Source organism: Streptomyces globisporus (genome assembly GCF_003501885.1).
Taxonomy (GTDB): Bacteria; Actinomycetota; Actinomycetes; order Streptomycetales; family Streptomycetaceae; genus Streptomyces; species Streptomyces globisporus_D.
On record NZ_QWFA01000193.1, the window covers coordinates 1 to 11,755 of the forward strand.

General features: G+C 72.9%; 12 protein-coding genes and 7 tRNA genes. 10 read left to right on the top strand and 9 right to left on the bottom strand.

Annotated elements, in window-relative coordinates; all coding sequences use genetic code 11:
- Positions 1-76: 76 nt before the first annotated feature.
- Positions 77-673: a DUF4365 domain-containing protein gene (locus D3105_RS27665; protein WP_206272922.1), complete on the bottom strand. Its 597-nt coding sequence runs from the start codon at positions 671-673 to the stop codon at positions 77-79.
- A gap of 226 nt (positions 674-899) precedes the next feature.
- Here D3105_RS27665 and D3105_RS27670 point away from each other — a divergent pair, with 226 nt between their 5' ends.
- On the top strand, positions 900-1,625 hold the full coding sequence (locus D3105_RS27670) for a 3'-5' exonuclease (RefSeq protein WP_118905714.1): 726 nt from the start codon (positions 900-902) through the stop codon (positions 1,623-1,625).
- A 78-nt stretch (positions 1,626-1,703) separates the two neighbouring features.
- Here D3105_RS27670 and D3105_RS27675 read toward each other — a convergent pair.
- Positions 1,704-1,775, bottom strand: a tRNA-Val gene (locus D3105_RS27675).
- 140 nt (positions 1,776-1,915) lie between these two features.
- Between D3105_RS27675 and D3105_RS27680 the strand changes: the two genes are divergently transcribed.
- Complete coding sequence (locus tag D3105_RS27680) at positions 1,916-4,576, top strand: SCO7613 C-terminal domain-containing membrane protein (protein WP_118905715.1); 2,661 nt, start codon at positions 1,916-1,918, stop codon at positions 4,574-4,576.
- A gap of 106 nt (positions 4,577-4,682) precedes the next feature.
- On the opposite strand, the gene D3105_RS27685 is transcribed toward D3105_RS27680, so the two are convergent.
- Positions 4,683-4,754, bottom strand: a tRNA-Val gene (locus D3105_RS27685).
- Positions 4,755-4,808: 54 nt separating this feature from the next.
- Positions 4,809-5,264 (bottom strand): TIGR02611 family protein, encoded by a 456-nt coding sequence (locus D3105_RS27690; RefSeq protein WP_118905716.1) that lies wholly within the window; start codon positions 5,262-5,264, stop codon positions 4,809-4,811.
- Positions 5,265-5,464: 200 nt separating this feature from the next.
- Between D3105_RS27690 and D3105_RS27695 the strand changes: the two genes are divergently transcribed.
- Together D3105_RS27695 and D3105_RS27700 are read left to right on the top strand one after the other, a co-directional pair.
- Entirely contained in the window at positions 5,465-5,878 is a 414-nt protein-coding gene (locus tag D3105_RS27695; RefSeq protein WP_003959770.1) for an SsgA family sporulation/cell division regulator, read from the top strand.
- A gap of 269 nt (positions 5,879-6,147) precedes the next feature.
- Positions 6,148-6,720 carry a CGNR zinc finger domain-containing protein gene (locus tag D3105_RS27700; protein ID WP_118905717.1) on the top strand — a complete coding sequence of 191 codons (573 nt, stop codon included), beginning with the start codon at positions 6,148-6,150 and terminating at the stop codon, positions 6,718-6,720.
- Positions 6,721-6,757: 37 nt separating this feature from the next.
- On the opposite strand, the gene D3105_RS34745 is transcribed toward D3105_RS27700, so the two are convergent.
- Positions 6,758-6,913: a hypothetical protein gene (locus D3105_RS34745; protein WP_010057260.1), complete on the bottom strand. Its 156-nt coding sequence runs from the start codon at positions 6,911-6,913 to the stop codon at positions 6,758-6,760.
- 168 nt (positions 6,914-7,081) lie between these two features.
- Positions 7,082-7,543 carry a hypothetical protein gene (locus tag D3105_RS27705; RefSeq protein ID WP_118905718.1) on the bottom strand — a complete coding sequence of 154 codons (462 nt, stop codon included), beginning with the start codon at positions 7,541-7,543 and terminating at the stop codon, positions 7,082-7,084.
- A gap of 169 nt (positions 7,544-7,712) precedes the next feature.
- On the opposite strand from D3105_RS27705, the gene D3105_RS27710 reads away from it, so the two are divergent.
- Positions 7,713-8,231, top strand: coding sequence for a DsbA family protein (locus tag D3105_RS27710; RefSeq protein WP_118905719.1), 519 nt, complete (start codon positions 7,713-7,715; stop codon positions 8,229-8,231).
- Between the two features lie 121 nt (positions 8,232-8,352).
- On the opposite strand, the gene D3105_RS27715 is transcribed toward D3105_RS27710, so the two are convergent.
- From D3105_RS27715 to D3105_RS27725, 3 genes are read right to left on the bottom strand one after another with little or no spacing between them, the layout of a single operon-like run.
- Positions 8,353-9,189, bottom strand: a complete 837-nt coding sequence (locus D3105_RS27715; RefSeq protein WP_118905720.1) for a GNAT family N-acetyltransferase — start codon at positions 9,187-9,189, stop codon at positions 8,353-8,355.
- 40 nt (positions 9,190-9,229) lie between these two features.
- On the bottom strand, positions 9,230-10,051 hold the full coding sequence (locus D3105_RS27720) for an aminotransferase class IV (protein ID WP_118905721.1): 822 nt from the start codon (positions 10,049-10,051) through the stop codon (positions 9,230-9,232).
- Positions 10,051-11,106 carry a chorismate-binding protein gene (locus D3105_RS27725; RefSeq protein ID WP_118905722.1) on the bottom strand — a complete coding sequence of 352 codons (1,056 nt, stop codon included), beginning with the start codon at positions 11,104-11,106 and terminating at the stop codon, positions 10,051-10,053. Before D3105_RS27725 ends, D3105_RS27720 begins: the two co-directional genes overlap by 1 nt.
- 157 nt (positions 11,107-11,263) lie before the next feature.
- Between D3105_RS27725 and D3105_RS27730 the strand changes: the two genes are divergently transcribed.
- From D3105_RS27730 to D3105_RS27750, 5 genes are all read left to right on the top strand, one after another.
- Positions 11,264-11,336, top strand: a tRNA-Gly gene (locus D3105_RS27730).
- A gap of 38 nt (positions 11,337-11,374) precedes the next feature.
- Positions 11,375-11,448, top strand: a tRNA-Cys gene (locus D3105_RS27735).
- Position 11,449: 1 nt separating this feature from the next.
- Positions 11,450-11,521 (top strand) — tRNA-Val (locus D3105_RS27740).
- 36 nt (positions 11,522-11,557) lie between these two features.
- Positions 11,558-11,629 (top strand) — tRNA-Val (locus D3105_RS27745).
- Positions 11,630-11,662: 33 nt separating this feature from the next.
- Positions 11,663-11,737 (top strand) — tRNA-Val (locus D3105_RS27750).
- Positions 11,738-11,755: the final 18 nt, after the last annotated feature.

The window sequence follows — 11,755 nt, forward strand, 5'->3', positions numbered from 1 at the left end:
GTCGGGCGGGCGGTGGGGTGCGAGCGGGCGGCGGGCAGTCCCGCCGCGCCCGTGGGCTCGTCCATCGACCGGTGCATCAGGGTCTCCCTCCGGCCCCGACCCGGGCCATGATGTCGCAGAGTGCGCGGTCGTCGAAGATCCGCGAGGTCGGGATGCGCACAGTGGTCCGGTACCGGCCCGTCACCGCGTGGCCGGCCAGGTTGGTCCAGTAGCAGCAGTGGCGCAGGTCGAGGCCGCCGGGCCCGGCGCGCAGCCAGTCGTCCTGGCTGCGGGGCACGATCATCACGACCAGGATCTTGTGCACCGTCACCGGGCTGCGGGCGAGTTTGACGAGGTGGGCGTTGTCGAGGGTGAAGGAGAACGCCCCGCCCGCCGGGTGCGGCGGTATCTGGTAGGTGCATTTGAGCTGCGCCTTGATGGTCACTTCGTCGTCGACGGTGTGGGTGGGGGCGCCGTGGCTGACGTGCCAGTCGATGCCGTTGTCGGGGAAGGGCTGGGACAGGGAGCATCCCGCCGCCGCGGCGACGGCGTGCAGATAGCCCACCTGAAGGGTCTCCATGCAGGCGGTGGTGGCGAGGGAGCCGCGCAGCGGCGCGTCGGGCTGCTGCGGCGGCCGGGGCCCGAAGGGCTCGGCGCGGGCGGTTCCCCCGGGGTCGGGCTGCGCGAGCGCCATGGCTCCGTGTGCCTTCCGGGCGTGCCGATCGATGGCAGGTGGTCTGCCGGCGGGTTTCGTGGGCTGGGCGGATCGACGGACGTCGGCAGCAACTGCCCGGCGTCACACCTGTGTTGTCACCGCATCAGACCGCCCGCAAACGGCGTATCAGGCAAACAGCCCGGGTATCACCGATATCGGGCAGAGGAATCACTCCATCTGCCGTGCGGGTGCGAGGAGTTCGGGGATGATGCACTGGTTCGAAGGGCCACTGGCCGCTTTTGACACGGAGACGACAGGCGTGGACGTCGAGCAGGACCGGATCGTTTCGGCCGCTCTCGTCGCGCAGGACACCGCGGGCGGTCGCGTCCGCGTCACCCGTTGGCTGGTCAATCCGGGGGTTCCCGTCCCGCCCGGGGCGACCGAGATCCACGGGCTGACCGACGATCACCTTCAGCGCAACGGGCGCTGGCCCGCCCCGGTGATGGACGAGATAGCCCGGGCGCTGGCGGAGAGCTGTGCGACGGGCCGGCCGCTGGTCGTGATGAACGCGCCCTTCGATCTGACGCTGCTGGACCGGGAGTTGCGGCGGCACCGGGCGTCGTCCCTCGCGGGGTATCTCGACGGGGTGCCGATGCGGGTGGTGGACCCGCGGGTGCTGGACAAGCATCTGGACCGCTACCGCAAGGGCCGTCGTACGCTCACGGATCTCTGCGCGCGGTACGAGGTGGTGCTCGACGGGGCCCATGACGCGGCGGCGGACGCGACGGCTTCGCTGGAGCTGGTGCGGGCGGTGTGCCGGCGCTTCTCGACCCGGCTGGAGCGGCTGTCGCCGTCGGAGCTGCACACGCTGCAGGCGACCTGGCACGCGGCCCAGGCACGTGGCCTGGAGGCCTGGTTCGCGAAGAGCGGGACGCCGGAGGCGGTGGACCCGTCATGGCCACTGCGCCCGGAGCTGCCCGCCGCGGCGTGACGGCGCGGGTGGACCGGACAGACGGCCCGGACATGCGAAAGCCGGTCCGCCTGATGCGTGCGGACCGGCTTTCCCCGGTGGGCGATACTGGGTTCGAACCAGTGACCTCTTCGGTGTGAACGAAGCGCTCTCCCACTGAGCTAATCGCCCGGGAACGGGTTGAACCATACAGGGCTCCGCGGGCTTCGTTCAAACCGCTTCCCGCCTCGCTCTACTCAGGACGTCCCGGCCGGGAAGTGAGTATCCGAGCGCATGTACGGGCCGGGCGGCCGGGGGCCACACTCCCGTACATGGAACATGTGCCCCCGCCCGCCGAGGAACTGGCCCGCCTCGACCGTGAACTGGCCGAGCTGGACGCCCGCCGGGCTCAGCTGCTGACCCGGCGCGCCTGGCTGCTCGCCGCGCTGCGGCCACCCGCGCCGACGGCCGCCCCGGGCTGGAACCCGTCGGCCTGGGGCGCGCCCGCCGCCGGCCGCCCGGGCGCTCCGGCGCAGCCGTGGGGCTACGTTCCGCCGAAGCGGCCGTCCGCGCCGCACAGCGCGCAGAACCTCCTGCTGACGCTGGGCGGTCTGCTGCTGACGGTCGCGGCCATCGCGTTCACGCTGGTGAGCTGGGGCTCGATGGGGATCGGCGGCCGGTCGGCCGTGCTGGCCGCGGTGACCGTGGGGGCCCTGGCCGCCCCGGCGGTGCTGCTGCGGCGGGGCCTGACCGCCACCGCCGAGGCGCTGGCCGCCCTGGCCCTGGTGCTGACGCTGCTGGACGCCTACGCGGTCCACGCGGTGGCGGCCCCGGACACGGACGGGCTCGGTTTCACCGCCGTCGCGGCCGCGGTGCTCGCGGCGCTGTGGACGGCGTACGGGCTGGCGCTGGGCAAGCTGCACCTTCCGCTGCCCGCCGCCGTGGTCCTCGCCCAGTGGCCGCTGCTGTTCGGGGCGTGGGCCGCGGGCGCACCGACGCTGGTCGTCGGGTGGGCGCTGCTGGCCACGGCGGTGCTGGACGGGGCGATCGCACTGTGGGGCAAGGGCACCGGGGTGCGGGTCACGGCGTGCGTCGGCGGATCGGTGATGGCGTTCTCGGCGCTGATGGTGGGCCTGACGCTGTCCGTGACGGCCTCCGGGCCGCTCGGGGCTCTGGCGCCCGGTGCGCTGCTGCTGACTGCTGCTGCGGCTGCCCTGGCCGGGGCGTGGCGCGCGCCGAGGGGCTTCGCGCGGACGGGCGGTGTGGTGGCCGGTCTCGCGGCGGTGGCCGCCGTGGGCGGCGTCCCGGCGGCAGCGGTGCCGGAGGGCTGGCAGGTGCTCGCGTACCTGCTGGCCGGCCTCGCGCTGACGGCGGTCGTACGGACCCGGCTGCCGGGGAACGCGGCGATCGGCGTGCTGGTGGCGTCGGCCGCGGTGGTGGCCGGTGCCCTGGTGGGGACGGTGCCGGGGCTCGCGGCGGTGCTGCTGGGCCCGGTGACGCTGCCGTCGGACGTGTGGGCGGGGTCGCCGGAGGGTTTCCGGGCCGCGGTGGGCTCGACGCTGCCCTGGCCAAAGCTGGCCGCGGCCCCGGTGGTACTGGCCCTGGTGGCCGGGCTGCTGGGGGCGGCCTACCGGTGGTGGCCGTCGCTGGCCCGGATCGCCGCGCCGCTGATCGCACGGGAGACGCCGGAGTCGGCCGGTGCGCCGGCCCCGGGCGCGTCGGGCGAAGGCGCGCCGGGCGCGCCCGGCGCGGCCGCGCCGGCGGCCGGAGCGCCTTGGTACGCCGGGGGCCGGGCGGGGGCGCCCTGGTACGCCGGTGGGGCGCCCGCTGCCCGGAGGCGGCCGTCCGGGGCGGCCCTGCGCGGGGCTGCCGGTGCGGGGGCCGCGGTGCTGGGCTGGGGTGCGCTGCTGCTGGCCGGAGCCGTGCTGGACGCGCCCTACGCGGTCGCGGTGGCCGGGGAGACGCTCCTCGTGGCCGGCCTGCTGGCCCTGGCCGTTCGCGGCGCGGGGAGCGGCCGGGACGGTTCGGCGGCGGTGCCGGTGACCGCGCTGGTGGTGGCGGTGGCCGGGGCGGTGAGCGCCGGGCTGCTGTCGCTGGCGTCCGAGGGGGCCTCCTACGCGGTGTTCGGCGCGCTGGCTGCCCTGTTCGCCGGGGCGGCGGTCCGGGCGGGGGCCGGGGTGCCGCGTGCGGTGTTCGCGGTCGCCGCCACGGTCGGGAGCACCGTGCTCACGGGGTTCGCGGGCCGGTCCCTGGAGCTCGCCCCGCACGAGGCCGCGCCGCTGGTGCTCCTGGTGCCCGCGCTGACGGTGCTGTTCGGGGCCCGGCTGCGGCGGAACCCGGTGGCGTTGCCGGTGGAGCTGACGGGCGCGCTGGGTGCGCTGGTCGCGGTGGTGCTGGCGGTGCCGGACGCGCCGTTCCTGGCGCTGGTGCTGGCGCTGTGCGGGGTGCTGGCGGCGGGTGCGGCGGTGCGGCCGGAGCGGCGGCCGGTGGCGGGTTATCTGGCGGCGGCGCTGTTCGTGCTGGCCACCTGGGTGCGGCTGGCGGCGTCGGAGGTGTCGTTCCCGGAGGCGTACACGCTGCCGGTGACCGTGCCCGCGCTGGTGGTCGGGTTCCTGCGGCGGCGGAAGGACCCGGAGGCGTCGTCGTGGACGGCGTACGGGCCGGGGCTCGCGGCGACGCTGCTGCCGAGCCTGGCGGTGGTCTGGACCGATCCGGGCTGGCAGCGGCCCCTGCTGCTGGGCGTGGCGGCGCTGGTGATCACGCTGCTGGGCGCGCGGTACCGCCTCCAGGCGCTGCTGCTGCTCGGCGGGGCGGTGCTGGCCCTCGACGGGCTCCACGAGCTGGCGCCGTACGTGGTGCAGGTGGCCGGGGCGCTCCCCCGCTGGCTGCCGCCGGCCCTGGCCGGACTGCTGTTGCTGGTGGTGGGGGCGACGTACGAGCAGCGGCTGCGCGACGCCCGCCGGCTGAAGGACGCGCTGGGGCGGATGAGGTGAGCCGTGCCGCTCGGGGCCGCTGTCCGCGGCGGCCCCGAGCGGCTCAGGAGCGGGCAACGCAGAGGGCCCGGGAGACGGATTCCGTCTCCCGGGCCCTCTGTCCCGGTGGGCGATACTGGGTTCGAACCAGTGACCTCTTCGGTGTGAACGAAGCGCTCTCCCACTGAGCTAATCGCCCGGGCGCACCGCAAACATTACCCCATGTCAGCGGTGCTCCTGGACCGTCCCCGGGCTACTCGCTGATCTTCCACGGCATGGTGATGCCGAACTTCCAGACGTAGATCCCGACCAGCACCGCCACGATCACGAGCCCCACCGTGGTGAGGATGATGTTGCGCCGCCGGACCTTGGGATCGAGGGCCCGCTGCGCCGCCTCGGTGACCTTGCGCTTGGTCCAGCGCAGCACCAGCTGGGCCCAGACGAACTCGGTCGCCCAGATCGCCATGCCGGCGAAGATCACCAGCCAGCCGGGGCCGGGCAGCACCAGCATGAGCACGCCCGCGACCACGACGCCGAGGCCGACGACGAAGACGCCGACCTGCCAGCTCAGGTGGAGCGCTTTCGACGCCTTGATGAAGCCCGGCGCCCGCGAGCCCAGCTCGCGTTCCTCCCGGTCCGATTCCCCCGTGGCGGATGCCGGGGGCACCTGCTCGGCGACCCTGTTCCGCTCGTCACTCTCCGCGTTCATGAACCCAACTTACCCGACCCGTCGCGGTCATACTTTTGTCACTGGAATGGACGCATAACTCAAAGTTACACGCCGCTGAGCGAGGGACCCGAAGCATCACAAATGGGTCAGAGGGGTTTACAACGCCACCGTAGGTGGCATGTCGATTTCGCCGACGTGCGAATCCCCGAGCGCACACTGAGCGAAAGGCCCTGGCGCTTATGAACACCACGGTCAGCTGCGAGCTGCACCTGCGCCTCGTTGTGTCGAGCGAGTCCTCACTGCCTGTACCCGCGGGCCTGCGGTATGACACGGCCGATCCCTATGCCGTGCACGCCACCTTCCACACCGGAGCGGAGGAGACGGTCGAATGGGTATTCGCCCGTGACCTCCTTGCCGAGGGGCTGCACCGGCCCACCGGCACCGGAGACGTCCGCGTCTGGCCATCTCGTAGTCACGGTCAAGGCGTCGTATGCATCGCCCTGAGCTCCCCAGAGGGAGAAGCCCTGCTCGAAGCTCCGGCGCGGGCCCTGGAGTCGTTCCTGAAGAGGACCGACGCCGCGGTTCCGCCAGGCACCGAGCATCGTCACTTCGATCTCGACACGGAGCTCTCCCACATCCTGGCCGAGAGCTGAGCCAGGCAGAGAGCCGCTCGACGCCGTCCGACTCGGGGCGACGGCGTCGTGTCGACAACCGCATAGGGCAGACACCGGCGCCGTCGCCGCGGAATCCACCGCGACGACGGCGCCGGTGCGTCTCACCGCTCCTGCTCCTGCTCCCGGACGCCGGAGGGGTCCGTTCCACTCCCGGGCGGGCCCGCACCGGCCCGGGGGCCGATGCGCCGAGCCAGTAGAGTCAGCCGCCATCGGCAGGCGCCCGCCCGCCGGAGGCCAGGGAGCGAAGCGTGCTGATCCCTCACGACACCCGGATCGCCCTCGACACGGTGGTCGATCTGATGAACACCGCGCCGGAGAGCGAACCGCCGCCGGACGGGACCGAGGACGCGCTCGCCGATGTCGCCGCGCTGTACGCCTTCGCGGAGCGGCATCACATCAGCGGGGTCGGCACGCTCGGCGAGAAGGACCTGACCGGCGTGCGGGACGTACGGGACCGTTTCGCCGAGGTCTTCGCGGCGCCCGACCCCCGCACCGCGGCCGATCTGATCAACCGGCTCGTGGCGGCGGCGGGGACCACCCCGCAGCTCACCGACCACGACGGCTACGACTGGCACGTGCACTACTTCGCGCCGGACGCCTCGATCGCCGACCATCTCGCGGCCGACTGCGGCATGGCGCTGGCCTTCATCATCGTGGCGGGCGAGCAGGATCGGCTGCGGCGCTGCGAGGCCCCGGACTGCGGGCACGCGTTCGTCGACCTGTCGCGCAACCGCTCCCGCCGCTACTGCTCCAGCCGTACGTGCGGGAACCGGCTCCACGTCGCGGCGTACCGGGCCCGGCGCAAGGAAGCCGCGAGCTGACGGCGTCGCCGACATCGCACCGCGCGGCGGCGGCGCGTCACAGCATGAAGAGGTCGTGCAGGGCGGCCATCAGTAACAGCACCCCGATGACCGTCAGGAAGATCATCAGAGGCGGCTGGGAGAGCGCGAAGAGACAGCCGCGGGGCTCTTCGGCGGGGCGTGCGGGGGCTTCGCCCCGGGAGGTATCCACCATCTCGGTGTGATCATGACGCACGCGTGGGCGGGTTTGCGCTCAACCCGGGTCATTGCCCAGGGAGTTCACCGTCCCGTGGCCATCGGAAATCGCTTCGGCGTACGGGTCGCCGACAGGCATTCGGAAGGTCTGCGGCCCGGACGGGCCGGCCGGCCGGGCGCCGGGGCCTCAGATGCCGTGCTTCTTGAGGATCGCCTCGATGTCGCTGAAGTCGTCGCCGGGCGCGGCGGCCTCCTGCTTCTTCTTCGGCTTCGCCGCCGTCACGGCGGGCCCGGCCCCGCCGCCCGCGCCGAGCGAGGGGGCGGAGGCGCCGGGGGCGACCGCCTCGTTCCGCCCGGCCGCCCGCGCCGCCTTGCGTTCCGCGCGGGTGGTGCCGCTGCGGCGCTCGACGGCGCGGGTGGTCATGAACAGCAGCCAGGAGAGGCCGAGCACCCCGAAGCCGAGCCAGACGCTCGGCTTGAAGGCGATCCCGGCGACCCACTCGACGACCCCGGTCAGCACGAGCCCGACCGGGACGAGGGAGTAGGCGGCGATCCTCGTCGCCGTGAGGAACCGCTTGCGGTACGCGGTCACCGCGGCGATGCCCAGGCCGGCCGCCGACACCGCGGAACAGATGGTCTCGGCAAGCATCACGGCCTCCAGGCGCAGGGGGTATGTCCCTTCCATCCTGCACCGGCGAGCGCCGTCGCGGCCACGGTGGCGGCCCACCTCAGGGACATTTCAGGGCCGGGCTCCTCCCCAGGGAGTGGGGCCCGGTGCGGATTGGGTCGCACCCCGCCCGGCCTGAAAGACTGGGCGCATGAGCGATTCCACCCCCGCGGCACCGGTCGTCCTCGACCTCTGGTGCGATCTCGAATGTCCCGACTGCCACCGTGCCCTCGACGACGTACGCGCCCTGCGCGCCCGGTACGGGGACCGTCTGGAGATCCGGCTGCGGCACTTCCCGCTGGAGAAGCACAAGCACGCGTTCGCCGCGGCCCAGGCCGCCGAGGAGGCCGTCGAGCAGGGCCAGGGGTGGCCGTACATCGAGGCCCTGCTGTCCCGGACCGACGACCTCGGCCGTACGGGCGAGCCGGTGCTCCTCGACGTGGCCCGCGAACTGGGCCTGGACGCGGAGGAGTTCGACACTGCGCTGATCGACGGCCGGCACCTGCTGATCGTCGACGCCGACCACGCCGAGGGCAGGGCGATCGGCGTCACCGGCACGCCCACCTACGTGATCGGCGACGAGCGGCTGGACGGCGGCAAGAGCCAGGACGGGCTGCGCGAGCGGATCGAGGAGATCGTCGACCGGACCCTGGCCGCGCGGGACCGGTAGCCGGGCATCCCGGGGAGCGGCGGACGGGCTCCGGGCTGCACGTACAGGCTCCCGGCTCCCGGCTCCGGGCTGCGCGTAAAGGCGCTCCCGGCTCCGGGCCGTACCGGCTCAGGAGGGGCCCCTACAGCGCCTTGGCCAAGTTGTACCGCGTCGTCGTGTAGCCCAGGGACTCGTACAGCCGCAGGGCCGGGGTGTTGGACGCGAAGACGTGCAGGCCGAGCCGGTCCACGCGCCAGGCGCGGGTGATGTCCTCGGCCAGCAGCATCAGGGCCCGGCCGTGGCCCCGGCCCCGGTGTTCCTCGCGCACCTCGACGTCGAAGACGAATCCGGCGGTGCCGCCCGGCTCCTGCTCCCGCAGGGCCACCCACACATGGCCGACGACCTCGCCGGCCATGAGCAGCACCCGGAAGCGCATCCCCTCGGTCGCCAGTCCGTCCGGCAGGTGGGCCGCGTGGTCGGTCTCGGACTTGAGCCGGGCCTGCTCGGGCTCGACGCCGCGGTCGATCCAGCTCTGTGCGTACGTCCGCACCGCGTCCTGCCGCCAGGCGGCGAACTCCTCCTCGCTCATGTCGCGTGAGGTGAGGCCCGCGGGCAGCGGGGCGGTGTCCGGGCCGAGGTCCTTGACCATGTTGCGGCTGCGCTCGGTGTAGCCGAGGGCAGCCGCGAGGCGCCGGGCCGGGTCGTTGTCGGCAGGGACCTCCACCCGGACTCGCGTACAGCCCCACCCCCGCAACACCTCCTCGGCGGCGAGCGCCGCGATGACGCCCCGGCCTCGCCTGCGCCGGGACTCCTCCACGGTGAGGGAGCGCAGCACTCCGGCGGTCGGGCCGAACGCGTCGTCGGTGCTGATCGCGACGGAGCCGACGGGCCGCCCGTTGTCGCACACGTCGTAGTGGCGGGCCCGTGCGCCGTCGGCGCCCTGCTGAAGCGGCCCGGACGGCCGGAGTGTCGTCGTCATCAGAGGTTTGTATCCCCTGGACGAGACCCCGTCACGCGCTTTACGGGTCGAGGTCGTCGCCGGCCCGCTCGGCGAAGATCCGCATGGCCTTCGCCGTCACCGGTCCGATCTCCGGCGCCAGCTCCCGGTCGTCGACCCGGTGCACCGCCTGGATGTCGCGGAGGGTCGAGGTCAGGAACACCTCGTCGGCCTCGGCGAGGACGTCCATCGGCAGATCGGTCTCCTCGGCCCCGGTCCACTCCACGGTCAGCGCGCGGGTGATCCCGGCGAGGCAGCCGGAGGCGACCGGCGGGGTGTGGATGCGGCCGCCCAGGACGACGAACACATTGGAGCCGGTGCCTTCGCAGAGCCGGTCGGCGGTGTTGGGGAACAGCGCCTCGGAAGCGCCCCTCTCCCGCGCCCGGGCCAGGGCGACGACGTTCTCCGCGTACGAGGTGGTCTTCAGGCCCGCGAGCGCGCCGCGTTCGTTGCGGGTCCAGGGGACGGTGATCACCGCGGTGCTGTCCGGGCGGCGGCTCACCCCGTCGAGGGCGACGACGAGGCTCGTCCCGCTGTCGCCCCGGTCCGAGCCGAGCGGGGACAGCCCACCGGTGTAGGTGATCCGCAGACGCCCCAGGGCGGCGGGGTTGGCGTCGATGACCGCGGCGACGGCGTGCCGGACCTCGTCGTGGTCCGGGTCGGGCAGGCCGAGGCCCCGGGCGGACCGGGTGAGACGGTCGAGGTGCCGGGTCAGCGCGAAGGGGCGCCCCTCGCTCGTACGCACCGTCTCGAAGATGCCGTCGCCCACGGTCAGTCCGTGGTCGAGCACCGAAAGCCGGGCGTCGTCGGCGTCCCGCAGTCCGCCGTTGACCCAGATCCTCATCATGCGGTCCTTCCTGTCTCCGGATACGCGCCCGACGCTACAGCGAGCAGCCGGGAGGCCTTGAGTTCGGTCTCGTCCCATTCGCGCTCCGGGTCGGATCCCCAGGTGATCCCGGCGCCGGTCCCGAACCGCAGCAGCGGCGCCGGTCCGGTCCGGTCGATCCAGAACGTGCGTATGCCCACGGCGAGCGATGCGGCGCCCCGGTCGGCGTCGACCCAGCCGATCGCCCCGCAGTACGGCCCGCGCGGACCCCGTTCCAGCTCGGCGATGATCCGCAGCGCGCTGGACTTCGGCGCGCCGGTGACCGAGCCGGGCGGGAAGGCGGCCGCGAACAGCTCCGGCCAGCCCGCTCCGTCGGCCAGCCGGCCCCGGACCGTGGAGACGAGGTGGACGAGGCCCGGGTGCTTCTCCACCACGCAGAGATCGGGCACGCTCACGCTGCCGGTGGCGCAGACCCGGCCCAGGTCGTTGCGGACCAGGTCCACGATCATCACGTTCTCGGCGTGGTCCTTCTCCAGCAGATCGTCCTCGGTCCGGCCGGTGCCCTTGATCGGCCCGGACTCCACCGTCCGCCCGTCGCGCCGGAGGAAGAGCTCCGGGGAGGCGGTGGCGATCTCCACACCGTGGCCGGGCAGCCGGATCGTACCCGCGTACGGGGCGGGGTTGCCGCGGGCGAGCAGGGAGGTCAGGGCGTCGACGTCGGCGCCGGCCCCGCCGCCGGGGAGCGGTGCGGACAGCACCCGGCAGAGGTTGGCCTGGTAGACGTCGCCTGCCGCGATGTGTTCACGGATCCGCCGTACGCCCGCCGTGTAGGCGTCACGGTCCAGCGAGGAGGTCCAGTCCCCGGCAGCGGGCCCGCGCCAGGCTCCGGGCACGGGAGGGGGCACCGCTTCCCTGCGTACATCGGAGAAGCGGGCGCACACGATACGCCCCTCGAAATCGGCGGATACCGCCCAGAAACCGGACGAGTCGAGCGCCGCGGGATCGTGGGTCACATCCTGCAGACCGGAGGCTATGAGGCCGTCGAAACGGGCCAAGGGGGCGAGGTCGGACACGCGAATGAGTCTAGGACGGTGCGCGGTGACCTGCGTCGGGGCCAGGACCGGCCCGGGGTCGCCGCAGCACGCTGCACAAACGCGTTTTTGTACTGGCCCAGGAATCCGCTAGAGTTCAACACGTCGCCGGGACGCGCAAGCGGAACGGGAAAGACAAGCGGACGTAGCTCAGTTGGTAGAGCGCAACCTTGCCAAGGTTGAGGTCGCCAGTTCGAACCTGGTCGTCCGCTCGCAGAAGGTGGGGGATTCTTCCCGAGCCCCCACCCCTGGTGGAGTGGCCGAGAGGCGAGGCAACGGCCTGCAAAGCCGTCTACACGGGTTCAAATCCCGTCTCCACCTCCAAGGACGATTAGCTCAGCGGGAGAGCGCTTCCCTGACACGGAAGAGGTCACTGGTTCAATCCCAGTATCGTCCACTGATCCGCAAGGATCATCGGTCCGCAAGGATCCCCGCGCGATTAGCTCAGCGGGAGAGCGCTTCCCTGACACGGAAGAGGTCACTGGTTCAATCCCAGTATCGCGCACGCAGTACACACGCGGTAAACGTAGGTTCACCTGCGCGATTAGCTCAGCGGGAGAGCGCTTCCCTGACACGGAAGAGGTCACTGGTTCAATCCCAGTATCGCGCACCAGCAAGAACCCCCGGTCGT